General features: G+C 41.4%; 18 protein-coding genes. 5 read left to right on the forward strand and 13 right to left on the reverse strand.

Annotated elements, in window-relative coordinates:
• Positions 1-296 precede the first annotated feature (296 nt).
• The 3 genes from C7Y70_RS02750 to C7Y70_RS02760 all read left to right on the forward strand — a co-directional run bounded on the left by C7Y70_RS02750 (position 297) and on the right by C7Y70_RS02760 (position 2,766).
• Entirely contained in the window at positions 297-557 is a 261-nt protein-coding gene (locus tag C7Y70_RS02750) for a PspC domain-containing protein (RefSeq protein WP_135473312.1), read from the forward strand.
• Between the two features lie 118 nt (positions 558-675).
• Entirely contained in the window at positions 676-1,110 is a 435-nt protein-coding gene (locus C7Y70_RS02755; protein WP_099296673.1) for a hypothetical protein, read from the forward strand.
• A 174-nt stretch (positions 1,111-1,284) separates the two neighbouring features.
• Positions 1,285-2,766, forward strand: coding sequence for a S41 family peptidase (locus C7Y70_RS02760; RefSeq protein WP_135473286.1), 1,482 nt, complete (start codon positions 1,285-1,287; stop codon positions 2,764-2,766).
• A 64-nt stretch (positions 2,767-2,830) separates the two neighbouring features.
• On the opposite strand, the gene C7Y70_RS02765 is transcribed toward C7Y70_RS02760, so the two are convergent.
• The 8 genes from C7Y70_RS02765 to C7Y70_RS02800 are packed head-to-tail and all read right to left on the reverse strand — an operon-like array spanning position 2,831 to position 13,133.
• Positions 2,831-3,616 carry a sterol desaturase family protein gene (locus tag C7Y70_RS02765; RefSeq protein ID WP_135473287.1) on the reverse strand — a complete coding sequence of 262 codons (786 nt, stop codon included), beginning with the start codon at positions 3,614-3,616 and terminating at the stop codon, positions 2,831-2,833.
• Positions 3,609-4,241: a CDP-alcohol phosphatidyltransferase family protein gene (locus C7Y70_RS02770; protein ID WP_135473288.1), complete on the reverse strand. Its 633-nt coding sequence runs from the start codon at positions 4,239-4,241 to the stop codon at positions 3,609-3,611. Before C7Y70_RS02770 ends, C7Y70_RS02765 begins: the two co-directional genes overlap by 8 nt.
• On the reverse strand, positions 4,231-4,881 hold the full coding sequence (locus C7Y70_RS02775) for an ATP-binding cassette domain-containing protein (protein WP_135473289.1): 651 nt from the start codon (positions 4,879-4,881) through the stop codon (positions 4,231-4,233). The genes C7Y70_RS02770 and C7Y70_RS02775 overlap by 11 nt, the downstream gene beginning before the upstream one ends.
• On the reverse strand, positions 4,874-6,595 hold the full coding sequence (locus C7Y70_RS02780) for an ABC transporter permease subunit (protein WP_135473290.1): 1,722 nt from the start codon (positions 6,593-6,595) through the stop codon (positions 4,874-4,876). The genes C7Y70_RS02775 and C7Y70_RS02780 overlap by 8 nt, the downstream gene beginning before the upstream one ends.
• On the reverse strand, positions 6,592-7,857 hold the full coding sequence (locus C7Y70_RS02785; protein WP_135473291.1) for an ABC transporter substrate-binding protein: 1,266 nt from the start codon (positions 7,855-7,857) through the stop codon (positions 6,592-6,594). The genes C7Y70_RS02780 and C7Y70_RS02785 overlap by 4 nt, the downstream gene beginning before the upstream one ends.
• Positions 7,844-8,632: a DUF547 domain-containing protein gene (locus C7Y70_RS02790; protein WP_135473313.1), complete on the reverse strand. Its 789-nt coding sequence runs from the start codon at positions 8,630-8,632 to the stop codon at positions 7,844-7,846. Before C7Y70_RS02790 ends, C7Y70_RS02785 begins: the two co-directional genes overlap by 14 nt.
• A 31-nt stretch (positions 8,633-8,663) precedes the next feature.
• Positions 8,664-10,817, reverse strand: coding sequence for a bifunctional TVP38/TMEM64 family protein/FAD-dependent oxidoreductase (locus tag C7Y70_RS02795; RefSeq protein ID WP_135473292.1), 2,154 nt, complete (start codon positions 10,815-10,817; stop codon positions 8,664-8,666).
• Positions 10,818-10,829: 12 nt separating this feature from the next.
• Entirely contained in the window at positions 10,830-13,133 is a 2,304-nt protein-coding gene (locus C7Y70_RS02800) for a TonB-dependent receptor (RefSeq protein ID WP_245321337.1), read from the reverse strand.
• A 180-nt stretch (positions 13,134-13,313) separates the two neighbouring features.
• On the opposite strand from C7Y70_RS02800, the gene C7Y70_RS02805 reads away from it, so the two are divergent.
• The gene (locus C7Y70_RS02805) at positions 13,314-13,739 is read left to right on the forward strand and encodes a hypothetical protein (protein ID WP_099296687.1); all 426 of its coding nucleotides are present in this window, start codon (positions 13,314-13,316) and stop codon (positions 13,737-13,739) included.
• Positions 13,740-13,903: 164 nt separating this feature from the next.
• On the forward strand, positions 13,904-14,101 hold the full coding sequence (locus tag C7Y70_RS02810) for a CPXCG motif-containing cysteine-rich protein (protein ID WP_099296688.1): 198 nt from the start codon (positions 13,904-13,906) through the stop codon (positions 14,099-14,101).
• 89 nt (positions 14,102-14,190) lie between these two features.
• On the opposite strand, the gene C7Y70_RS02815 is transcribed toward C7Y70_RS02810, so the two are convergent.
• The 5 genes from C7Y70_RS02815 to C7Y70_RS02835 form a co-directional block, all read right to left on the reverse strand.
• Positions 14,191-17,172: a TonB-dependent receptor gene (locus C7Y70_RS02815; RefSeq protein WP_135473294.1), complete on the reverse strand. Its 2,982-nt coding sequence runs from the start codon at positions 17,170-17,172 to the stop codon at positions 14,191-14,193.
• Between the two features lie 79 nt (positions 17,173-17,251).
• On the reverse strand, positions 17,252-19,912 hold the full coding sequence (locus C7Y70_RS02820; protein WP_135473295.1) for a glycoside hydrolase family 16 protein: 2,661 nt from the start codon (positions 19,910-19,912) through the stop codon (positions 17,252-17,254).
• Positions 19,913-20,736: 824 nt separating this feature from the next.
• A complete protein-coding gene (locus C7Y70_RS02825; protein ID WP_099296691.1) occupies positions 20,737-21,162 on the reverse strand; it encodes a hemerythrin domain-containing protein in 426 nt (141 codons plus the stop codon).
• Between the two features lie 192 nt (positions 21,163-21,354).
• Complete coding sequence (locus tag C7Y70_RS02830) at positions 21,355-23,403, reverse strand: S9 family peptidase (RefSeq protein WP_135473296.1); 2,049 nt, start codon at positions 23,401-23,403, stop codon at positions 21,355-21,357.
• A gap of 93 nt (positions 23,404-23,496) precedes the next feature.
• Entirely contained in the window at positions 23,497-26,052 is a 2,556-nt protein-coding gene (locus C7Y70_RS02835) for a TonB-dependent receptor (RefSeq protein ID WP_245321333.1), read from the reverse strand.
• Between the last annotated feature and the right edge of the window lie 164 nt (positions 26,053-26,216).

A 26,216-nucleotide genomic window follows, 5' to 3' on the forward strand; every position in this document is an offset into this window, starting at 1 on the left:
GCGCTGTATTTTTACAGCGCTTTTTCGTTATTCAAAGCATTGGTTTTATCAGCCGTACAAAAGCAAAAAAGTCTTAACAACCCCTTTACATTCAACTGAGCTTTTAATTATCTTGAGTCTCCATTTTATTTAGCATTGAAGTCATTCATTGGACATAAATAGGGAACACTGTTTTTTGTATCAAAATATCGTGTTGTGAACATGGATGGCCTTTGGGTATATTATTTCGATAGGTGGCGCAGCGATTGAGCGATACTGAGTATTTAATTTGCATAAATTAGGAATATATAAAAAGCATACAGGATCTATCAAAAGTAAAATTATTAACACGGGGCGAATCTGGTGTTCTCGGCGGTGTATGTTCGGGGTTAGCTGAACATTACAATTTGAGAAAAAATGGCTTACGATTAGCTTTTATATTTAGCAGCTTGTTTTTAGTTATTCCAGTATTGTTATACATTGTTTTATGGCTTATTTTACCTTGTTATCCGTCAACACAGGCAATGGCGAGGCATTTAAGGCGCAAAGCACTGCATTATAAAAACAGCGCAGATTAGCACTTGTTTATTTAATAGGGAGAGTTGCTGTGTAAATCCAGTACGTTTAGTTTTGTCACTATTAATTTGTGGTTGTGCTGTTTAAAAGCACATTATTGAGTCGATTTAAGGAAATAACATGCAAAAAGGACTGACTGGGGTGTTTGTTGTTGACTCAGTAATAAAAACACTTGTTTTGTGTTTGCTGACAATTGGCGCATACCTGATCTACAAACTATATACTTTTTCTAACCAGATAAATAAACATACAGAGTATAAAATACCTACGTTATTTATTGTAACAGCGAGTGTGCTATTTGTTGTTTCATTGGGTAGCTTAATCTATGGGCTTGCTAATTTTGATGATCCTACCGTTTTAAGAAGCTCCATTGGTTTGCATGTGGTATCAAGTATTTTTGATGTGACTTGGATAGTCATGGTACGCAACCGTATTAATTTAATGACTAAGGCTAAAAAGGGTGACACACTTTGGCTAAACCCGTTAAGTACCTCGCTATTTCATGTGATTTATATGCAGTATAAAATTAATCAGATAATGGTGAAAAACACATAGGAAACGTGTTTATAAATGCAGTCCAATATTTTTGTGGAATCGGCGTTCTTTATTGAGAAAAAGTCTATAGCAAAATAGTGATTATCGAGAACATGGCTTTATGTGACTGAGGTTTAGCTCTCTATTAATTTGTATAATACTTTAAGTTAGCTCGGAATAAATAGAAGGATTTAGATGAAAAACGACATTAATTTGTGCTTATTGGGTTTGTTAACGCTTATTTCATTCAATAGCTTTTCGCAAAATGATGACTTTGTGAAGCCAAACTTCCCACGTACCGCAACACAATGGCAAGCGCTAACAGCACATGATATTGAATATGCTTATGCACAGACTGCCGCAAATCATCCCGGCATGTATGACAGTGATAATCCAAACTTCCCCACGTTACTTGAAGACGCCAAACAACACGCTTTAACACTTGCTCAGCAAGTGACTACGCCTCAAGGGTACGAGGCTGCAATTGCCCGCTTTAATACGATTTTACAAGATGGGCATGCCGGGGCGGTCGCTGTTTTACCTGACGAGTTTAAACTTCCAAGACGGTGGCCCGAGTTTTCTGCTGTATGGCGTGGTGACAGCTTAAGGGTATATTACAGCGAACACCATAAAGTGAACAAAGGTGACACAATAATACGTTGTAATAATACGGATATTAAAACTCTGATGCGCGAAACACTCTTTAATTTTCATGGTGAGGTTGACCAGCCCGGGCATTGGTGGAACCAAGGGTGGCGCCTATTGGTTGATGATGGAAATCCATTTTTGCCTAAACTAAAAAACTGTGATTTTGTTAACGCGAATGGCGCTACTTATAGCGTGATACTGAAGTGGTCTGTTCGTCCAAAGAACGTGAGTAAGCGACTAAAGTATGCCTACAATGGCGATAAATTGCCAATTGGTTTAGGCTGGCCGAGTGAAAATATAGCGTGGGTTGCAATGCCAACTTTTAGCCCTAATGAGTTGCAAATAGCTGATTACCAAGCATTGCTTGATGAGCTTACAAAGCAACGAGGTAAGTTACTCAATGCCAAAACGGTAGTACTCGATCTTCGTCATAATCAAGGTGGCTCCTCTTTTTGGAGTTTAAAAGTTGCTGAGCAATTATGGGGAGAACACATAGTAAACCAAAAACGAGCGCAATATGGGCGCAATACGCAAGTATGGTGGCGGGCGTCTGAAGAAAATACTAATTATGTTGAATCATTAAAAGTACTACTAAAAGAGCAGCCTCAAATGTATGACATGGTTGATAAAGTATCTGCTGGTATGAAGGAATCTTTAGAAAAAGAAGCGATATTTTATGTCGAAGAGAAGGCAGCATCAACACAAGCAGCAGTGGTGGCACAGAGTGATTTCAATAATAACGTTATCGTGATTGTGCCGGGGCAGTGCGCTAGTGCTTGTCTTGATGCAATTGATACATTCAAACTATTTTCAAATACAATGTTATTAGGTGCACCCAGCAGTGCAGATTCAACGTATATGGAAGTAAGACTTGTTGATACTCCATCGGGGCTAACTAAGGTGATTATTCCTAATAAAGTCTATGTGGATAGACCCCGAGGAAAAGGGGCTTATTACAAGCCTGATATCCCTTTTAATGAACTTGAGTGGACAACGCAAGCGCTACTAGCACGAATAAAAAAGCTTTAACTATAGACTACTTATTCAGCATGTTTTTAATATGATAAGTGGGTAAACTCCCGGTGTTTTGTATTTACTTAAAGGGCATCTGTAATAAGGTTATTACTGATGCATTTTTTTTGCTTGCGGGGTATTGGCTTAAGCCGACTTTCAATGTGGCGTCGGTTTCACTGGCATGCGGTTTATAACTGCCAAAGAGTTTATCCCACCAAATTACACTAAAGCCATAATTACTGTTGGTTTCATCAGGCCGCTGGCTATGGTGAATGCGGTGTAGTTGCTGAGTGATTACTACAAACCGTAATACCTGCTCTAGTTTTTTCGGTAATCGTATATTGGCATGGTTAAACAGGGCAAAGCCGTTTAGTGCAATTTCAAATATGAGTACTGCAATCGCAGGTGCGCCCAGCGCTGTAACGGCAATTAGTTTAATTAAAATACTGAGCACAATTTCAAATGGGTGAAAGCGTAGCCCTGTACTGGCATCTATATGGCTGTCAGCATGGTGAACTTTGTGCAAACGCCATAGCATTGGTACTTGGTGGAATAGCCTGTGTTGCCAATATATAAGCATATCGAGTATTAATACACTCAGCAGAATAGTTAACCACAGTGGTAGTTGGATTAAGTTAAAAAGACCAATACCTTGCTCGGTATTGTAAATCGCTAATGCAGTTAAGCCGATGGGCACAGTTAAGCGGGCAATCACAGATGATATAAACACTAAGCCAAAGTTTGCAAACCAACGGTGCTTAGCCGCAACCGTGGATTGACGAGCAGGCTTTAACCCCTCAAGCAACATCATGATTGCTAAAATACTGATAAAAAAACCGAGACGCCAATAAAGCTCATTATTCATCTGTGATTGACTCTTGTTGTTTGAGTGTTACATAACCGCCATAAATACGAGTAACAATTGTAATAGCACAGGCAAAGGCAAAAAAGTAAGCCATAATGGCAAAGTGCTGAGGCCAAATACAAAAGGCAATAAACAGGGCAATGGTTTCTGTGCCTTCAGTCAGGCCATTTAAATAATAAAAGCTTTTATATTTAAACTGCGGTTTGTCTAACTTAAATTTTTCGGCGGCAATCGCAAAAGCTAAAAAACTTGAACCAGTGCCAATAAAAGTGGCTAATAAAATGGCACCAGCAATCGCATTTTGCGCAGGGTTAGCAAGTATAAACCCAAGCGGTATTGCAGCATAAAATAAAAAGTCTAAGGTAATATCTAAAAAGCCTCCAGCGCTTGAGCTTTGCTTACTGTAGCGTGCTAAGGCGCCATCAAGGCCATCGAAAATGCGGTTAATTATTATTGCCCCAAGTGCTAAATACCAAAGCTCAAAAGCAAGCAAGGGCACGGCTAATAGTCCGATTAAAAAACCGGTCACGGTAAGTGTATCGGCGGTGATACCGCGTTTATCAAATATGGCAACCACAGGTGTTAAAAGTGGCTTAATAACGGGAGTAATGTATTTATCGAGCATGGCTGTTTCCCCGGCGACTTAAGTTAATTACTTTACCATTTGCAGCATCTGCATCAGTTTGATCGTGTGTAACCATGATTGCGGGGAGTTTGTGATCACGTATTTGTTTAAACACCAGCTCTCGGGTTTCTTGGCGCAATTGGCTGTCTAACTTACTAAAGGGTTCATCAAGTAAGATTGCTTTAGGTTCGCTCAATAATACACGTAGTAGCGCCACGCGGGCTTGTTGACCGCCCGATAAACTCTCAGGTGCACGATTTTCTAGCCCGTTTAAACCGACTTGTTCAAGTGCATGGCTGATTTTTTCAACGCGCTGTTTTTTGTTGGTCTTTGGCATTGCAAAGGCAATATTGCCAGCAACAGATAAATGAGGGAACAACAATGAATCTTGATAAAGCAGGCCTAAATGGCGTGAATGACTAGCGCTTAGGGTAATATCTTGTTGATTCAAATATAACTGACCTTGTGCGCTGAACGCTGAGGGCAACATGCCTGTAAGCCAATTCAATAGTGTTGATTTACCACTGCCAGAAGGGCCCATAATGCTGAGGATCTCGCCCCCTTGAATGGTTTCATCAAGGCTAATAAGCGGTTTGCCTTGCTGGCATATAGTTAATTGTTTGATTACTAAACTATGCATGTTTTGGCCTATGTTGATACTTTTTTAGCAGTGTTGGTATAACCCAAGCAAGGGCAAATGCCAGCGCGGGTAGTAGCATTTGCATTAACGCATACACTGAGCTTACCCGCCGGCTTGCACCACTAGCTAGGGCAACGGCTTCGGTGGTAATGGTGTTTATGCGACCCCCACCATTGAGTAAAGTTGGTAAATACTGACTAAAGCTAATAGCGAGCCCCAGTGCAAGTGCAATGCAAATTGGCGCGAATAACATGGGTAGTTTAACCTGCCAAAAAACCTTAGCAGGTGGTGCACCAAGGCTTGCAGCTAAATTAGCAAATCGAGGATCCATTCGTCTATAACTACTGGCCAATGATAAAAATACATAGGGCACAACAAACAATAAATGGCTAAAAATGACATTAAAAAATGCGTGATGACTATTAACTTGCTCTTGCAACCAAACTAAACCAAATAAAAACGCAATACTTGGAATGAGCATTGGCAAATAAATAACTAAGCTGGCAATCCGTGATAAAGGCTGCCCTCTTAATTGCTCAGCTTCAAGAGTGAATAGCGTAAAAATGATTGCAATTAATGTGGCGCTAATACCAAGCAATAGCGTATCCAATAATGGCTGTTGCATGTGTGCGAGTGTATTTTGCCAGTGCATTAGCACGAATTGTTCGGGTAAAATATCAGGAAACCGCCAAAATCCAGCAAAAGACCAAAGTACAAGTCCAGCTAAAGATATGAATACACAGCTTATTAAAATAACGGTTAAAATATGTGTAAACCACATAACAAACTGACCTGCATACTCGCGTTGTCCATTAGTGAGACTAGACAGAGTCAACCGTTTGAATAGTTTTTCGCACATCAACCAAAATGCCAGTAAAGCCAGCGTAATTAAGAGCTGAATAATTGCACCCGCCGAGGCTTTAATACGCAAAGTTAAATCAACATCATTAAACCAATGCATAATTGCAACTGCCAAGGTAGGCGGCGCATTAGGGCCTAAAATTAATGGGATTTCGACATTAGCACTGGCATAAGCAAGCACCGCCAATACAGGTAATCGTAGTAATGGATAAAGGTTTGGCAAAACGACCTTAAAAAAAGCGGTCATGGGGCAGTAGCCCAAACTCAAGGCAATTTTATGATGAGCGCGTAATTTAGCCCCTAGGTCAGCTTGCGCCAATGCACCTAATGCCATGAGTAATAAAAATGGTAACTCTTTGAGTGTTAATCCTAAGATCATGCTTATACCCCAAGCATCATGGGGTAGTAACCAATCAGGAGGACTTTGCCAACCACTAAACCAAGGGGAAAATAGCCGCGATATCATTCCTGAAGGCGTTATTAAAAATCCAATGGCGATGGCCGCCGCGGCATGAGGAATAACCAAGATAGGGCCTAGTAGGCGTTGAATGCGAGCAAGCCAAGGACTGGTAAAATAGCAGGCTAAAATTAATAAGGTTATCGCCAAGGCTAAAATAGTGCTTATAAATGCGCTGCTGAGACTGAGTAACACCATTTTACTAAAACCTGAGGTATTAAACAGAACACTGAAGCCGTGCAAGGAGAAGCGCATTTTATCAAGTGCAGGTATATACCCAAACGCTGGCAGCAGTACGCCAATTAACCCACCCATAACAGGAATAATTAATAATGCCATTAATAATGCTGGGCTTAATAGTACGGTTTTGGTAAATAAATCATCGGTCTTGATCATTTTAGTACCTTTTTAACAGAATGAGGTACGGCGTAACGACTAAGCCAATGTTGATTTATATAGTTGACCCAGCTCGGATGCGGCTCAGCTAAGGCGGGGCTTTGATTAGTTAATACTAAACTACTTGGGTGCGGGTTAGGGTGTGCAAATAGCGTTTTTTGCTCAGCGTTTAAAAGTGATAAATCAAGCACGGTACGGTCACCCCAAATACTAGCTTGTTGCTTTTTGGCTTGCGCTTGTACGCTAAGCATAAAGTTAGCAAGCAATTTTGCACTGTCGCTGTGGCTAGCGTTATAAGGAATGGCGACAAAATGTATATTGCTTAAACTGCCATCGCGCATCGCATAGCTGCGAATGCTGGTGGGTAAATCATAACGCATTACGGCGGCAGGTATTTCAGCAGCTGAAAAGGTTAATGCTAAACTCAGCTCTGTATCTCCCACTAAGCGCCTAAGGGCAGTGCTGCTTGAAACAAAGTATTTCCCCTTTCGCCAAAGGTTTGGGTGCAGGGTATCTAAGTATTGCCATAGCGCTGGCAACAACAAGGCTGCACTTTGCTCAGTAGCGGGTTGATAAAGTAAGTGCTGTAATGACTCAGGTGTAAGGCTTATTAGTGCGTACTTTAAGAAACTTACACCAATAAAATCAGGGGGCTTTGGGTAAGTAAAGCGACCTTGATGTTGAGCACTCCATGTTAGTAACTCAGCCAAACTATACGGAGGGGCTGACATCGTTTTACTATCATAGTAAAAGGTTAAAGCGGCTTGGCCCCAGGGGGATTCCATGCCTTGAGTTGGCACACCAAAATCAAGTGTGACAGCAGGGTTGTTATCCGGGTTTGTTAGAGCAAAGTTAGGCAGTGATTGTGCCCAATTAGGTGCTAATAAACTATGTTGGGCCATAGCTGCAAAGTTAGCGCCGTTGATCCAAATTAAGTCGACTTTTCCAGCATCGTGATTATCCGCTGACTTTTCAGCTAATACACGGCTTACAGCTTCGCTGGTGTCGGTAAGTTTTATATGATGTAGCTCAATATTGTAGCGCTGCTTAACTTGCTCACCAAGCCATTGTATATATCTATTTATTTGTGGGTCGCCACCCCATGCATGAAAATAAACAGGCTTATTACTGCCATTGTTAACGATGGTTTGCCAAGTCGGTTTTTGCTCCTTAGCAACACTTAAAAAAGGGGCCGTCAGCAATAATATTAGGCCACAAAGTGTATTACAAAAAGCAATGCGCAGTTGTTTATGGCGTATCATTCAATGCCCAGTTGTAATCTAAGAACTTAATTTTCATTGTGTTATTTTTAATTTTGCGTTGCTCGGTTGGTGTTAAGTTTAGCGCATTTGAGTACAGCAGGGTAAATGCATTTAAGCTATTTGCACCACCAAAGCCTTGCTCAAAATCATCACGATACCACTTAAAAATTGGTGACAAATAGAGAGTATCATCGGCTATATAATTGCGGGTTGTATCTGCTAAAAAGGACTTTGTTTGTTGCTCTAATTGCATATCTAACTGCTGTGCACGATAGGCTTGTGCACGCAGAGCAGGGCAACCAATGCTGGCACAGTTAACAGCAAAATGAATACGAGGCTCGTTATAATTTCCTTCACCACGAATTAATGTATGTTCTATGTTATCTAAACTACGGGTTTTACCTAATAAAGGGATGAACTCTTTACGCCATGGCGAACTAAAAAAACTGCCCAGCTCTTTTATCGATGCTATATCAGGGTATTTGGTTAAAATAAACGCCACAGTCCATGCATTGTAAGCGTTGATCAAAAACGCCAATTGTTTGGCTTTTGACCAGCTGTTGAATTCACGCTGACTTACCTGTGAAAGAGCATCTAAGTAGCCCGTTAACATCACTTGGTCAGTTTTAAACCCGCTGTAGTTAACCTGAGTACTGGTGCCTTTAGAAATGCTTTTTACATGTTTGCTTAACAATTGGTCCCAAGGCTGATGAATTGAATCCGATTCATCAGCCTTTACAGTGGTGCTGGCTAAAATAGCCAACAACACTGTCATTTTAAAGACACAATAAAAGGCTAATTTCATTTTAGCCTCTGCGCCAAGTGTGGTATTTCTCAAGCCAATTAAGCACAGTTTGTGGCGCATTAGCACGTTTCCATTCACCCGCCGCGTACTTGTTACCTTCAGCCCAGGTTGGGTAACTATGAATAGTCCCTAGTATTTTATTAAGGCCTAAGCCGTGTTTCATTGCTAATACAAATTCAGCAATTAAGTCACCAGCATGTTCAGACACCACGGTAACGCCGAGTATTTTATCTTTGCCTTTAGGTGTGATCACTTTGATAAAGCCTTGCGTTGCACTTTCTGTGATTGCTCGGTCAAGCTCTTTAAATTCAAAGCGTGTTATTTCGTAATCAATCCCTTGTTCGATAGCATCTTGCTCGTTTAAACCAACGCGCGCTACTTCTGGATCAATAAATGTGGTCCATGGAATAACGCGATAATCGACCTTGAATTTTTTAAGGTTCCCAAATAAGCCGTTTACCGCAGCGTACCACCCTTGGTGAGCTGCAACATGCGTAAACTGATACGGACCGACAATATCGCCCGCAGCAAAAATATTCGGATAAAGGGTTTCTAAGTACTCGTTAGTAACAATAGTTCGGTTGGTTTCAATACCTAACTCTTCAAGGCCATAGCCCGTTAAGCGGGCACTACGGCCAACTGCACATAACAGTTCGTCGTATTCAATTTCAAGCTCTTGCTCTTGGTGTTTAACAATAATGTACTTTTTACCATCGCGAGCTTCACAGCGCAGCGCTTGATGATTGGTTAATACATTCACGCCACTGGCTTGTAAAGCGTGGCTGGCAAACTCTGAAACCTCAATATCTTCTTTGATCATGATGCGATCGGCCATTTCGATTTGCGTAACCGATGAGCCTAGCCGTGCAAAGCTTTGTGCAAGCTCAGAGCCGATTGGCCCACCCCCAAGTACCACAAGCTTTTTAGGTGCATGATTGTAATCTGCAAACTTTTTCCACAATGTGTCACTGGTAACATAGCCTGTTTCTTCTATACCGGGTAGTGGCGGCACAAACGGGCGAGCGCCGGTAGCAATAACAATTGTTTTAGCGGTAAGCGTTTGGCTAGCACCGTCGTTAAGTTTAATTTCCACAGTCCATGGGTCAATAATTTTGGCGTAGCCTTTAAGTACTTCAACGCCTAAATTAGTATAGCGCTCAATACTGTCGTGCGGGGCAATATCAGCAACGACTTGGTGTACACGGGCCATGACTTTTTTAAATGAAAATTCAGGGCTGATACTTTCTAAACCATATTTATCTGCATGCTTAAATTGTTCAGCAACTTTAGCACTTTTTATAATTGCTTTACTTGGCACACAACCATAGTTTAAGCAATCACCACCCATTTCACCGGCTTCAATTAACGTGACTTTTGCTTTCACTGCGGCAGCTATGTAGCTGGTCACCAAACCACCAGCGCCTCCTCCGATGACAATCATGTTGCGGTCAAACTGTTTCGGTTTAGTATAATTTTTATATACGTTACGTTTTTTTAGTACATTAATAATTGCTTTTGCAATGAGCGGAAATACACCCAGCAGTGCAAATGAGACTATAAGGTCTAAGGATAAAATGCCCGATAAGCTATCAATTTGAGCTAATTGTGTGCCCGCATTAACAAATACAAATGTGCCGGCTAACATGCCGATTTGACTGACCCAATAGAATGTCCATGACTTAATAGCTGTTAGGCCCATCAGCAGGTTTATCAAAAAGAATGGGAAAACAGGCACTAATCTTAAGGTAAATAGGTAAAAGCTGCCTTCTTTTTCAACGCCTGCATCAATGGCAGACAAACGTTCTGGAAAACGTTTCTTAACCACGTCACGTAATAAATATCGCGAGACTAAAAACGCTAACGTAGCGCCAATGGTTGATGCAAAAGAGGCAACCAATAACCCTTCAACAAGGCCAAATAGTGCTCCCGCAGCCAATGTTAAAATGGCAGCACCGGGTAAAGACAGTGCAGTGACCACAACGTAGAGTAAAAAGAACCCTCCAATCACCAAAAGTGGCGATTGTTCGCGCCATTGGCTAAATTCTTCCATTGATCCTTTTAAGCCATCAAGGGTAAGTAGTTGGTGAATATCAAAGTGAAAAAAGAGCCCTACACCCAGCAAGGCAACAATCAATAATAGTAATTTTTTTAACATGTTCACTCGCTATTAAAAGTTATAGGTAAAGGTCAATTTGCCATGAATAGGCAGCTCTGGATAAACGAGTGTTGCGCCAAAGTAACCGCCTTCAAACACCGGTCGCCAGTTATTTTGGTTGGTTACATTGGTAATGTCTAAACGCAAAGCCATTTGCTCGTTGAATACATAGCGACTATTTAGATTGAGTGTGTATTGGTCGCGTATATAAACCGTGGCTAAATAGTCTAAAGGGTAGCTTTTTGTGTAAATAGCGCCTAGCCCAATATCCCACTGTGGCGTAATTGACATACCGCCATTTACACTGACAGATTGCTCAGGTATTCCTTGTACACGCTGTGTTGATGGAGCAAATGCAGTAAAATTAGGCGCGCCACCCGTTGTGCCGTTTATAATATCGGGGCGAGAGTTATCAAATATATCAGATACTTGCTTTGCGCCTTGGCTGCTTGCTGAATTATCGTATCGGGCATCAATATAACTGTAACCAACACTAAACCAATAGTTGGCTGCATCATAAAAAGCCTGGCTTTCGAAGCCTTGAGTGCGAATACCTGTATTACTGCCATCTCGATTACGCAAACTGCGGCGTTGATTAAATAACGCCCCGTCAACGTACCACGCGCTGTCTGCAGGTGCGTATTTTAAGCCCACTTCTGCGAGCGTGTTATCAGTTGCAAAGTTCTGAGCACTTATTTTGTTATCACTACCTAATACATTACCGCCAGCCATACTGTTTGAGGTTGCTTGGTTGTAGCTTCCTGCCATGTAACTTGTCAGTGCTGGTGTCAGTTTATAGTTAATGCTCGCTTGACCTGAGTGAAGGGTTTCATAAATATTATCGCTGGCGGCTATTTGACCTTGGGGTGCAATAGGATCGCTTGCTTTCACATCATAATAGTCGATACGGTATCCAACGCTGGTACGAAGTTGGTTGGTCCATTGGCTATCGTGCTGTATCGCAATGCCTGTTTGCACGCTGGTGGAGTTAGTCGTATCAGAAAGTGAAAAATCACCATTGCTATCATTATTTATGTCGTATTGACCCCCTGGCGATACAAATACACCTGGGCGCAATTCAACCAAACGGGCCTGTTGTTCTGCTGTAAGAGGGATGCGGCGGTTTTCAATTGGACCCGTTAAGTCAATAGGGGAGTCAGCCTCGGTGGTAAATTGGCTAAAGCCTTTGACCTTGTTATAACGCATATCTAAGGCAAATAAGGTGTTTTGATTGTCTGCCCATTGATAATTTAACTCAGTGCGGTTTTGCACTGTGTCGGCGCCATCAATAATTTCTACAAAGCTATTTTGCGCAATTTCTTCGCGTTCTAAATGCTGAAAATAAGTAATGTTTTTAAGGCTTAACTGGTTATTTAGCTGACGTTTATACACGCTGTGAAATAGGTATGTAGTAGCGTCATTTATGTTGTCAGGGTCGGTCAATACTTGATTGCGCGGTAACATCACTTGCCCAGTTGGCGAGACAATTGCCCCGGCGCCAGGTACTGTGCTGCCATTGGGTTGCACGCCTTGGCCTGTGATATAAAGCCCGTTATCGATTAATGCCTGTGTGGGGCGGTTTATACCTGCGTTATCAGTAAACTCAACATGATAGAGCTCAAAGTTTAGATCCCAGCTGGTTTTATCATCAGGTAAAAACCGCACGGCGGCAAAGAGGCTATCACTTTGAAAACCCGCGTAATCATAAAAACTACCATTATCAATATGCTCAACACTCACTCTAAACCCGCTTTCGCCTTGGACTATAGGCGCTGAATAATCGAGTTGCGCACTGAAGTGATCCCAACGTCCCGCAGATATAGTTGCTTTGCCTTGTGAGGTTTCGGTATTGGCTGTTTTTGAATGTAAATTAACGAATCCACCATTACGTTGACTAGTACCAAGTAGAACTGGTGGTGCGCCTTTCACCACATCAATTTGCTCAATTGCATTAAATGATATGGGGATACCAAAGCCATTGTTACCCGCTTGTCGACGTACACCATCTTGATAAAGTTCACCCAGTTGACCGCGAAGTGTGGGTAAGCTGGGAGCACCAAAGCCACTGGCGGCGTAACTGTTCGGTGTAACGGCTAAAATATCTTGTAAAGTGGTGATATTGAGTTGCTCAATCATGTCGCTACTAATTGGAGTAATCGCGCGGGCGATGTCGCTTAGTGATAGATCATCGCCAAATGGCCCGCTTATTTTCGCATCTTTGGGCGATAGCTGATGGGCTTTTAGTTTTTCCGCGGATACTTGGATTACTTCAATTTCGTTGTTTGCTTTTACGACTGATGTAAAGCTGGCACAAATACTTAGTGCTAAAAATGCGTATTTCAAAATCATCTCACTGCAATTAAATAGGGTATATACGCTGTATGAGACCCTAAAGGGGTAAAAATACTTTCAAAATAGTTTATAAACTTTTTTGTAAGAAATTGACGTCTGCTCGGTCTTGTTGTTTTTAGTAGTAAACAAGACAAAGGAAAGATAATGACTCAAACAATCACCACAGATACTCAAAACCGCCTGCAATGGTCTTTATTTACATTGCGCTTAGGCGTATTTATTGTGATGCTGATGTGGACGCTGGATAAGTTTGTAAACCCAGGGCACAGCGCACGCATTTTCGAACATTTTTATGGCATAAGTGGGTCTACTGACACCATAGCCTATATTTTGGGGAGTTTACAGCTGGTACTGGTGTTTGCATTTATGGCGGGTATCAAAAAGCGTATTACTTATGGTTTAATTTTTTTAATGCATGGTGCTTCCACACTCTCATCTTACGCGCAATATCTTGATGGGTTTAACAATTTATTGTTTTTTGCAGCATGGCCAATGTGGGCGGCCTGTTTTGCGCTTTACTTATTGCGCGACCAAGATGTTAAATTTATAGCCGTGAGACGTGCATCGTAAATTAGACTAAAGGTAAATTACGCGAGATTAGCTAAGGCTACTTTAAAAATCGATGTATTGTTTTAGGTTTTTTATCACAATGATAAAGTATCAAGCAGATGAGTAAATCGTCAAAATAAAGCAGGTTGCAGTTATCAAACTTTATAGTGTAAGGAGCTATTGTAATGAATCAATTAACACAAAGTACCATCACATGCCCTTACTGTGGTGAACGCTTAGATATATTGATTGATCCCAGTGATTTGGATCAACAATACATTGAAGATTGCCAAGTGTGTTGTAAGCCTATTAACTTTTTAGTGCAAATGGATATGGATGAGGCACTTTTCGTTACTGTTTCAAGTGATGATGAGGGGTTTTAAGCTTTTATAGGCACAGGGTTTTCGTTATGTATATAAAAAGCCGCTCTATGAGCGGCTTTTGATTTAGCAATAGGGGAATGCTGTGTTGTTTAGTTGCCCATTGAATACCTAAAGCCAATTGCGTATCGCGGGCCGTATTGAGCTGCGCTCAAGAACTGACTTTCGAATCGGCTAAATGAGCGTTCAGTTTCATTTGTTAAGTTAACACCTTCAAAGAACACTGTGGTGCTTTCGTTGACTTCGTAGTTAACACTAACATCCCATTGAAGATACTCTTCAGCGTACTGTGGTGGCGCAGTGGCGCCTGAGTCCGGTAAACCTTGCGCTATAAGATATTGGTCGCGCCACGCACCTGTAATTTTTACAGATAAGCCGTCTTTTTCATAAAAACCTTGTAGATTCGCTGAATCACTCAGTCCTGCTAAAATAGCCTGAGAGGCAAGTATGTGGTTATCATATTCAACATCACCGTCAACCATAGTTGCATTGAAGCCTGCGCCAAAGCCAGATTCACCAAACAAATGCTGAATAGAGACCTCTACACCGTTAACCTTTCGAGAACCCACATTTTCGGGCGATTCAATTGTCCACTCAATTAGCGGATCGGTTGCAGGGTCAGGTAAAATACGATTGTTTTCGCCAATACCTACACCATTTGCAACAATCTCATTATAAATTGCTCCGTCGGTTGCTTGTTCACCACGACCTTCAATGGCAGCAACTGCGTTATTCCAGCGCTCACCTAAATAGACGTCATGCAGACCTTCGTAGGTTGCATTAACTTGTGTGTTGTCAATCCAGTCATCAACGTCTTTCCAAAATAGACCAACCGCTGCGTAACTGCCTTCGTTGTAGTAATACTCTAAGCTCAAATCAAAATTTGTTGATTTAAATGGTTTTAAATTCGGGTTACCGCGACTACCACTGCGTGAGTTTAACTTAGGTGAAGGGGTAAGACTCAAGTTACCTAGCATAGCGTCTAGTGTAGGTCTGGATATTGTTTGACCCCATGATACACGAGAGACTAAATCGTCAGTTAAATCGACTTTAATATCGATCATCGGAAGGAGTAAGTCGTATTGGCCTTTGTAGTCAACTTCAACTAACTCACCGCCACTTGCAAACTGCGTTAACCATTCAGAACCACCAGCCCAGTATACTTGTTCGGCCACGCGGCTTTTAGCTGGACTGACGATATCGGTTTCTTCATAACGTACACCTAAATTAACGAATACATCGTAATCGCTTACATTAAACACCCAGTTCGTTGAAAGGTATAAGCTGATGGTTTCTTCTTCAACTTTATTAGTTGGAAAGCCATCAAAGGTGCCAATTTGATATACATCACTGCCCAGTACGTCTTCTGTAAGGTATGCACTTTGGCGCGCAAAAGCTTCATCAAAATCATACGTGTAAGCATAACCTGGCGCTACGCCATTTGGACCAAAAGAAAACTCATCGAGGAAGTTTGCTAAGTCAACACGTTCAAACATCGCATCAGGAAAAATCTCAGCAAATGTGCCGTTATTAAACCCTGGTGCATTTGCATTATTTGAACCACCCCATTCACTTAAGGATTGCTTAGTGTAGGCTGCGCCAAATTTAACTGTTTCAAGGCCAATATCAGTATAAGTAAATAATTGACCGTCGAGCTGCACTTGGGATACTTCAGATTCACCCGGCGTGCGTGTGAAAATACTAAAGTTAGAGCCTATTTGATTAGGGTCGATTTCTTGCGTGCCATTGTTCCAATTAACATTAAAACCAGGTACATCACCTTCACGGAAAGAATACTCTTTTGAAGCAATATCAGCTGAACCTAAGATAATACGGCCATTGGCGTTCAAACCGGTATCTTTGCCGTTATCAATCGTTGTTTTTGATGTGTGTGCATCAAGTGTAAAGCTGAGGTTTTCAGTGGCTAGCCACTCAACATTTAAGCCCGTTGCTTTAGCATCTACCTCGGTTGTTTCACGAAATGCAGTAAATGATGCATCATCACCCGCTGAATTGTAATAGATGGCTGTGCCATTTTCGTCTAGTTCATATTCGTTCGCATTACCGCCAAATGAGCCATTCCAAATACCCCAAGATAGTGAGTTATTTCCCGTCACTGCATTTGAAATTGTGTGATCAAGGGTAAACGTTAAGTTATCAGTAGGAGCAAACTGGAACGTTGCTTGTGCATTAAGGCGCTCACGTTGAATGTCGTCTTTGGCAAAACTAATTTCTTGCGGGAAGAATGCAGCAGAAACACGTTCTCCGTTAGCATCCGTATACTGTTTTGCTGGGTTACCGTCAGCGTCTGTTGGGCGATTATCAGTAATATTTTCAGTATCTAAAGAAAGGTTAGGGTTTACTAACCACGAGCGTACATTTGCTGATTGCTTTTGAAAATCACGACGATGATATGAAAAGTTTGCTGATACACCAAAGCGCTCATCATCAAAGGTGTTGCTGTAGATACCAGCAATCTCAGGCGTCACTTCATCACCGTTTTCTACAGACGAGTCATGAATCCCTTTTGCCATGAATGAAAAACGTTCACCCGGCTTTTGTAATGGCTTTGCTGTAACGATGTTAACAGTGGCACCAAGTCCACCTGTTGGCATTTCTGCACGGGCTGTTTTCATTACTTCTAAAGAGCTAACACCTTCAGATGATAGGTTTTCAAAGTTAAATGAGCGTGTAAAACCTGTGCCAGCCATTTGGCGGCCATTAAGTGTTACGAGGTTAAATGATGGGCCAAAGCCACGCACTGTGATTTGGCTGCCTTCACCGTTAGAGCGACTTACAGATACACCGGTAATACGTTGTAGTGATTCTGCTAGGTTGGTATCTGGAAATTTACCCATTTCTTCAGCTGAAATGGCATCAACAACACCGGATGCATCTCGTTTAACATCCATTGAACGAATCAATGAGCCTCGAATACCTTTTACTTCAATTACTTCTAGCTCTGGTTCGGCAGTTTCTTCTTGCGCTGCGTAAGCTAAATTAAATGTGCTTGCAGCGATGATAAGTGACACAGAAGCCGCTAGTTGGCTTTTTTTAAACTTAATTGTGTTCATAATTGCTCTGCTTTTACTAAATTTGTTAGGGTAGGCAGACAAACAACTCTGTTGATTATCTGCCACTTAATAAGGTGTATTACGGGTTCGCGATAACTACATTATCAACACGATACACAGCACCTTCACCTGAGCCCCACGCTGGGAAAATCATAAGTACATTGATATCACTGATATCTAAGCCTGCATCAAACAACGACTGCAATGTAAATGTATATGTTTGCCATTGACCAATCGTTGGTACTTCGCCTTCAGCACTTTCTAAAAGAGGCAGCTCTACTGCTGTCGCAGCGCCCGTTGATTCAACTTTGAACAACCACTGTGCATCTGTTGCATTAGGTGGGGTTACCATTTTCATTTCAAATTGAACAACGCCGGTCGCTAAAATAGCCGATGCATCAAAAGACACACCTTCGTCGGCTAAAAAGCCCATTACAGTTGGTGCCGCACCAATTTCAAATTGTGCAACTGTACCGTGTGCGTCATCGTCTGCTTGCTCAGTCGGGGTAGAGCCACCACAACAATCCCAAATACTCCACATATCGGCTGCTTTATCTTTAAATACAGTCAGTTTGTTGCCCGCAGGAGCGGCTGCACTTGGATCGTATATTTTTGCGTTATCAACACGGTATACCGCGCCTTCGCCTGTGCCCCATGCTGGGAAGATCATAACTACATCCAGAGCGCTTACATCTAAACCTGCGCCAGCTAGGTCTGAAAGTGTATACGTATATGTTTTCCACTCACCGACAACGGGTGCATCACCTGCGTCTGTTAGTGGAAGCTCTACAGCAGAGTCGCCCTCGTTAGATTCAATCTTCATTACCCAAGTTGATTCTGGGCTATTTGGAGCCGTCATCACTTTTACATCAAACTGTAGTACACCACTTTCTAAAATACTGCTTGCGTCGAATGCTTTGCCGCTGCCACCTGCTGATGTGCGGGTGTTAAAGCCCATTACAGTTGGTTCAGCACCAATACTGAACTCGGCTGTTAAGCCATGTTCGTCGTCATCCATGGCTTCAACAGGGGTTGAACCACCACAGCAATCCCACATAGGCCAATCAAGATTTTGTCCATCAGTAAATAAAACGACCTCTGGCGATGCCCCTAAGTCACCTTCAATAGCTATATTAGCAATGAGGTACTCAGCACCTTCGCCTGTCTGCCATGCTGGGAAAATCATTAGTACGTCTATCGCGCTCAGATCAAGTCCTTTCTCTTGTAAAAACGAAAGAGGGAATGTGTAGGTTTGCCATTGACCAACAACAGGGTCTAAGCCTTCTAAACTTTGGTTTAATGGAACGTCGCCCGTATTTGGACCACCGTCACCCGCTTCCGCTTTTAACAACCAAGTGGTGTCGGCATTTGGCGGAGTAACCACCTTCATTTCAAAGGTTACACGACCATTTACGTCCACTAATGGAGATGCATCAAATGGCGCTGAAGTGCCTGCAAAGTCATCAGGGAAATGACCACCGCGTGTAGAAAAGCCCAATACTGTGCCGTTGTTATCATTGATATTGAACTGAATGACTTCGCCTTTGTCAGCATCTGTGACTGTTGCAGGAACGGTACCACCACAACAATCCCATGCTATCCAGCTTGAATTTAAGCCGCCGTCAAAAATGTTTAGGTTTTTGGCTACACCATCACTTGGTGGTGTTGGCACTGGAGCTGCACCCTCAACTAGCGCGTCATCTAAGCTATCGTAGCCAGGGCGAACAGTTTCACAGCCTTTACCTGTGGCAGGGTCTGATTGACACTCATATACACGTACATAGTCAACTTCAAAGCTTTGACCTTCTGCAAATGCAGTCTCGTCAATGCCTAAGTTGTTGACGTTTTCTGGCCAATCACCACCCACAGCGTGATTAAGGATTAAGAAGAAATCTTTATCAAACGGCGCTGTATCCCAGTGAGTTGTCAGTTCGCCACTGCCTTGTTCAAAGTATTCAGCAAACCAACCTTTATGTTTTAGGCCAACGGCTTCATCTTTTGAGTTGTAACGCACTTCAGAACGACGTTGTGTTGCATATAAGTAACCGTCAACATACCAGCGTATTTCGCCTTCTTGCCATTCAATAGCATACGTGTGAAAGTCATCAGCTGGGTTCATGCCCTCTGGAAATGTATAAGCTTTTCCAGAGCTTGCATTATTTGGCCATTCGCGGCCATAATGCAGTGTGCCATAAATATTTGACTCTACAGTGCCATCTTCCCCAACTGTTTTAAGGTTAACAGCCTCAAGGATATCAATTTCGCCAGAACGAGGCCATTCGCCATACTCGGAGTCTGTTGGCATCATCCAAAATGCAGGCCAGCTACCTTGACCTGATGGCAGTTTTGCTCTCATTTCAAAACGGCCATAGGTAAAATCTGCTTTATACTGAGTGGTTAAACGGGCTGAAGTGTACGGCTTTTCTGCACCTTCTTCCGCTGGAAGGGCTACGATGTTTAAGATGCCATCGTTTAAAAAAGCGTTTTCGCTGCTATCGGTGTAGCATTGTTTTTCATTATTACCACCGCCAGCGCAATTTATTTCGAAGTTCCACTTTGATGTATCAATCGCTTGACCGTCAAAGTCATCGCTCCAAACCATTACCCAATCAGAGACGGGCTCGCTTGGTTCGACAGCTGTTAAATCAGATTTTGTTTCAGCGCCGCCACCGCAACCGAACAACATTGTTAGTGATGTGGCTGCAAAGAAACGGCTAAGATTGGATGTTGTCATGTTCATTATGTGAACCCCAGTCGACTTAATAAATGGAAGCGCTTGTTAGCATAGTTCATTTTTTAAAATTTACATGTAAGCGCTTACATGTGTGTGATAAAGATTGCGCTAACAATGTAAGCGCTTACAAAGCGTATGATAATGCGTGCATTAGGTCAACATATTTAATGTCTTTAATTAACTTTTATTTAACTAATGTTTGATTAAGATGGGAAGTTAAAATAATAATTTTTAATTATACCATTGATTAAATTGAAATATTTTATTTTTTATAATGAAGATATCAAACTTTAAATATTCTGTTAAAAAACGCTAAAATGCAATAATTGCCAAACATTGAATGTTGCTTCTTTAACCTATAACAGCTGTCGCTATTTTAGTACGACTTTTTAAAGATGTTATTGCAGTAATACCATGGTGAATATTAAACACGAATAATTAAAGGGAAGTCCTTAGGTTATTTAGCCGATAATTGAAGTTTACGGATGGAAAATTATTTGAACCAGAAGAGAGGTAACAACCGAAATGCTCGGTTGTTACTGAGCCTGAACTCTGAATAAGAGCTATAAACTCAAACCATCTCAAGATGCGAGCGTTGTTGGAATTGAAAGCGATTTAGGCAATGCATTGATTGCAAATAATAGTGAGTCTATTATTAAAAATAATAACGCAGTATAAATCGCTTTTATGCCAAGCCATTGGGCGCTTCATAAGCACTTAGTCTCATCGTTGTTCCTTCTTAAAAGGAATGGCCTTTGTTGCAAAGTAACGCTTTTAAATTAAGCCCCTGTGAAACGCTGAATTCTGCCTTTTGAGGTGGTTTGGGTATACTAATGCATGGCGTTGTTGTATTTATCAGCTAATAACTGCTTTTGATTTTCAGTAAGTGCTTTACCTGCTAGTTGAAACACCTCTTGTTCTTCTTCCTCAAGATGATGGTGTACTATATGGTGCAGTTTTTTTGCTTTTGCAAGCCATGCAGGTGAGCTCATTTCTGTGTTTTCAAGTGCCTCAATCAGCTCATCAATATCGTGGTGCTCAGCAACACTGTGACGTGCTTTCTCTTGGGTTAAGTCATCGCACATCAGCGGATTATAAAAAAAGCGTTCTTCGAACTTAGCATGCTCTTCGAGTTCATGTTTTAGTTCAGTCATAAGTGACTGGCGGTTTTCAGAGTCACCACTGGTTTTGATCAGGGCATCTACTAGTGAACGTTGTTTATCATGGTCGTGACGTAATGCTTCAAAAATATTCATAATGTATCCTTGCTTATTTTAATATAGTTTAATTGTGCAAAGGATGAACCATAATTTAAAGCATTGTTTTATAATGGTTTTGTTTATACTTGAAGTGCTTAGTAGGTTTTATTTTGTAATAATTACAGACTAAAATGAAAAAGGCTAACACTGTGGTTAGCCTTTGGAGTAATTAAATTATTAATTTACTAATTATTTATTCGCGTCTTTAACTGTTTTTAATTTAGCCGCGTGGTCAATTTCAAAGGCTGGCATGTCTTTGTTGCCATCCATTAAATAATTGTCCATCCAACGCATCAAGCGTAAGCTGTAATCGTATTGTGCCGCCACTTTACGGTTACCGTGACCTTCACCTGGGTAGTAAATTAAGCGAACATCTTTACCTTGTACCTTCATGTAACGGTACATTTCCATTGACTGAGCAGGGTGAACACGTGGATCATCTTTACCGTGCATGATCAGTAATGGTGTTTCAGATTGACCAGCCCAATAAATAGGGCTGCGCTCTAAGTACCATTGCCATTTATCCCAAGGGTATGAACGCGCATGAACTAAGTTCATTTCGTTTGAAATATCAGTCGTACCAAACTTTGACAGTTGGTTAGTTACACCGACAAACATCACACTTGCTGCGAAGTGTTTGGTTAGTTTAGTTGCCGCCCAAGCTGACGCATAGCCACCATAAGAGCCACCGGTAATACCAACACGTTTAGTATCAACTAAGCCCATATCAACAAGGTGATTTTTAAAATCAACCAAGTCATCAAACTCTTTGCCTGCATAGTCATTTTGGCCAAGCTTCGAGTAATCAACACCTTTACCTGTTGAACCGCGATAGTTCGGGTAAAATACCGCATATCCACGTGCAGCACCCATTTGCCCTGGGCGAGAATAGTTTGTTATCCAACCGTCTTTGTCATGACTTTCTGGGCCACCATGTACAGACATAATTAATGGGTAACGCGTGCCCTCATTGTAATCAAGCGGATATACAAGTACACCATCAATTTCAACACCATCACGTGCTTTTAAAGAAACGGTTTCTTGTTTTGCAAAACGTTTATCGTTTAACCATTCGTTTGAATCTGTTAAACGTGTGGCTTTACTTTTACGTACAATAAATACTTCGTTAGGGTGCTTTGCAGTGTTACCGCGAAGCGCAATCGTTTTATCTGAGTCTGAAATGCTCAGGTTAGAAGCAATAAATTCACCTTCTTTGATCAGCTTTTTATATTTTTTTGAGCCTGCTTTGATACTTGCTACATAACTTTGAGTGCCAACATTCGCTATGAAATTAAGCGTATTGCGTTTGTTTGACCATTCGATGTCAGCAATATGGCCCATAAAATTAGGCAGCCATTCTGTAATTTGTGCTGTTTTAGTATCAGCTATAAATAAACGGCCTGTCGCTGGATCATGTTTATCTTCTGCGCCGATGATTGCAATGTACTTACCATCATGAGAAAGCTCAGCATCGCCCAATTTGCCTTCTGTTTTAAATGATAACGTTACTTGGTTACTGGCAACATCGTATAAATGCCACATAGATTTTGTGTATCGATCATCAATAAGTGCTGTTGGCTGAGTTTTAACAAGTAACTTTTCGCCATTGGCCGCCCAGTTAACATCACTTACGTAGTTTTCTACGTTTAATGCTGTTGGGGTAACTGGTTTTTCTGATTTTTCTAAATCAACAATAAATAGCTGCTTGTTCTTTAGGCCAAGCTCATATACTTCTGCCTTGAAACCCAGTTTTTTAAGTTCTTTATCTGACTTGTCGGCAGCAGGCATAGCTAAGATAGCTAACTGCTTATTGTTCGGGCTGAGCTGATAGCTTGAAATAGATGTGTCTTTAAGTGAAAGTACTTTTTGTGCTTCACCACCATCAACCGGTATTTGGTACAACGCAGTGTACTTTTCGTCTTCTAGTTTAGCTAAAAAGTAGATTTTTTTACTATCATTTGACCACTGAATACTTTTGATATTCACCGAACCTGTGATGAAAGGACGTTCAACACCTTCGTCATTTACAACATACAGTTCGCTGTAGTTACGACCATTTTCATCAACGTAAAGAGTACGCGGCACTGATCGAGTAAAAGCAACACTATCACCATCAGGGCTAACGCTGGTCTGGATAACTGACTGAATTTTTGGGATATCTTCAATTGTAATAGGTGTAGCAGCAAAAGCTAATGAACTCGTAAGTCCAACGGCTAACGCTAAACTGGTTTTTAGCATGGGTATTTCCTTCGCTTGTAATAATTATTTGCACAGTATAACAAGGCGTACCTTAATTACTAAAATATGCGATTAACGTCCAAGCACTGACGATTAATGGCTGTAGCGAACACCGAAATAAAACCGTCGGCCATTCTGATAAACCCCTGTGGGTGCATAGTGGTTACGTTCGTAAATATGTGTAATTTCATCAGTAAGATTAATAGCTTCAAATACCAAATCTAGATGGTTACTAACTTTAAAAGTCAAGTTGCCATCAAGTTGACCAAAATCATCCATTATTGCTTCACCGACACCTGTAGCAAAGTGGGTTCGATAATTATAAGCTAAGCGTGCACTGAGCCATTCATTGTCATAGTAACTTGTTAAATTAACCGTGTGCTTTGAGGTTCCTGGTACATAATTTTTGCGACCCGTTGAGCTATCGGTGCGATTACCATCGACGAAAGTGTAATTAGCAATCAGACCAACGCCATAAAATAGTTCTTGTTGATAGCCTAATTCAACACCGCGTATTGTGCCACCATTACCATTTATAGGGCGGTCTATGGTCATGTTTATGCCTTCATGTTGTTCAATGGTTCGCTTAAATTCAACAAATGATTCAACGTCTTTGTTAAACAATGCCATCGAAAGTAGGGCGGCATCATCAAAGTACCACTCAAGACTAAAATCGAATTGGCTGGCACGGTAGGGATCTAAATCTGGATTACCACCTTGGCCTTGCGCCTGAGTGACATTGTAGTTTGTTGAAGGCATTAAGTGGTTGTATTGTGGGCGCGACATAACCCGAGCAGCACTAATCCGTGTTATAAGGTTTTCAGTCAGATCGATACTGACATTGACGCTGGGAAGTATATCAACATAGCTTTTTTTATGCTGTTGCCATACAAAGTTTTGTTGCTGTGAAATTGCTGACCCAATCCGTTTGTACGCGCTGGCATTTTGCTGTGTGTTTACCAGCCTTAGCCCGAGGTTCGCGCGGTAATCTTGCCCTTCTAGCATTAATTTAACATAACCTGCTAAAGTGCGTTCCTGAATATCAAATCGACTTGCTTTTTCTTCTTGTTGGGTAAAATCTATATTTTTAAAATCATTCGATAATTTATTAATGTCTGCATAGCTATATTCTTTTAGTGTTTGTGCATTACCAATGTCAGCTAAAAACCCTGTAGGCAACTGACTCGGGTAATCTGCCAAGGTCCAATCTAGTTGTTGTGCTAAGCCATCAAAGGCGCCATTAAAAGAACGGTAGCGAATAAAATCACGTTGGTGATCGCGGTATTTTGCGCCCAGTTTAAAAGCGCTAATAATTGAATGATCAACCACTCGCTCAAAATCGCCTTGTAGGTATAACTCTTGATCATTTGAGTCTTGGCTATCATTACGGGCTTCAGTTAATTGCCACGCCTGCGCATCAAGTGGTGACACATCGTAGTTTGCGATTATATTTTTGTTCTGACGTGTATCAACAGTAAACGCCGTATTAGTTGAAAACTGAGAGGTGTAATCTTGTTTAGAGCCCCCTCCGCCTTTGGTGAAACCTACTTGATACTGGTTTTGCCACAAATTAGCTTGCTGAGTTACTAATAAGTGCAGGTTGCTGGTATCAATTTGTGACTCACGCCAAATTGCTTCCATAGCAGTACTAAAAGGTAGATTTTGGGCATTATTTTCGGGAACTTTTGAATATTCAGCGTATGCAAGCGTACCATCTATGATCACTGGATCATTTATGTGGCCACCTCTTGCAAATACGGTGCTTGGTTGCCATAAAAAATTTTGATTACTATTATCTGCGCTAAGTACTGAATACAAAGTGTTGAGCTGGATGTTCCAATCAAGGTTTGGTTGGTATTCGATGCTTGCTGTTGCGCTAGTTAATATTCGCTGTTGTTGAAAAATAGCGGAGCCACCACCACCTGCGGTCCAAATATTTTTTATATCTGCATTTTCATTTGTTGTCGGCGTCAGCTGGTTTTGCGAATTTTTATTATAGTTTCGTTCGTGCCAGCCCCACGATTCAAGACCATCACGGCGTAAAGAGCGATGATTGCGAGTAAATGTGAGGTGTATGCCGAGATCTTTATCTGGGTTTTTCCAGCTATAAAAAGTATTTAGTAAAGGATCAAACTCACCAGACAAGTCGTTGTATTGCATTTGTACATTAACTACAAATGGATTACGCTGTATGTGCAAAGGACGCTGGGTTTTAATATTAACTGTTCCACCTAATGACCCTTCATTGTGGTCCGCTTGCGGCGTTTTATACACTTCTAAAGATGTAACGAGTTCTGCAGGTAATAATGTGTAATTGAACCCTCTATTTGGCTGTGTAGAGATCCACCAATCAGCCGAGGCTATAGACTGACCATTTAAGAATGTACGATTTTGTTCTGGTGTAGTGCCTCTGACACCAACGCGCTCACCTTCCCCTTGTGCTCTTGAAAGTGAAATACCAGTCACCCTTTGGAGTGCTTCTGCTACATTTTTATCAGGAAATTTCCCGATGTCTTGTGCGCTAATAGTATCTATAATAGATTGACTGTCGCGCTTATCTAAAAGAGACTTGACAGCGCTGTCATGATAACCCCTGATTTGAATGGTTTCTAAATGGCTTGGGTTTGTTTTTGAGTCTGTTTTAGCCATCCCCTGGGCCGTGAAAAAGACACTGAGAATAAATGTTATGTTAACAAAATTTATGGTTTTTATTGTCATATTCAACCCAACTAAAACAACATGAGAAAATACTAATTATGAGAAGTAGCTTTAAAATAAGTACATCACACTTTGCTATGCTATTGTGTACCGTA

The sequence above is a fragment of the Pseudoalteromonas sp. KS88 genome (genome assembly GCF_004766475.1).
Taxonomy (GTDB): Bacteria; Pseudomonadota; Gammaproteobacteria; order Enterobacterales; family Alteromonadaceae; genus Pseudoalteromonas.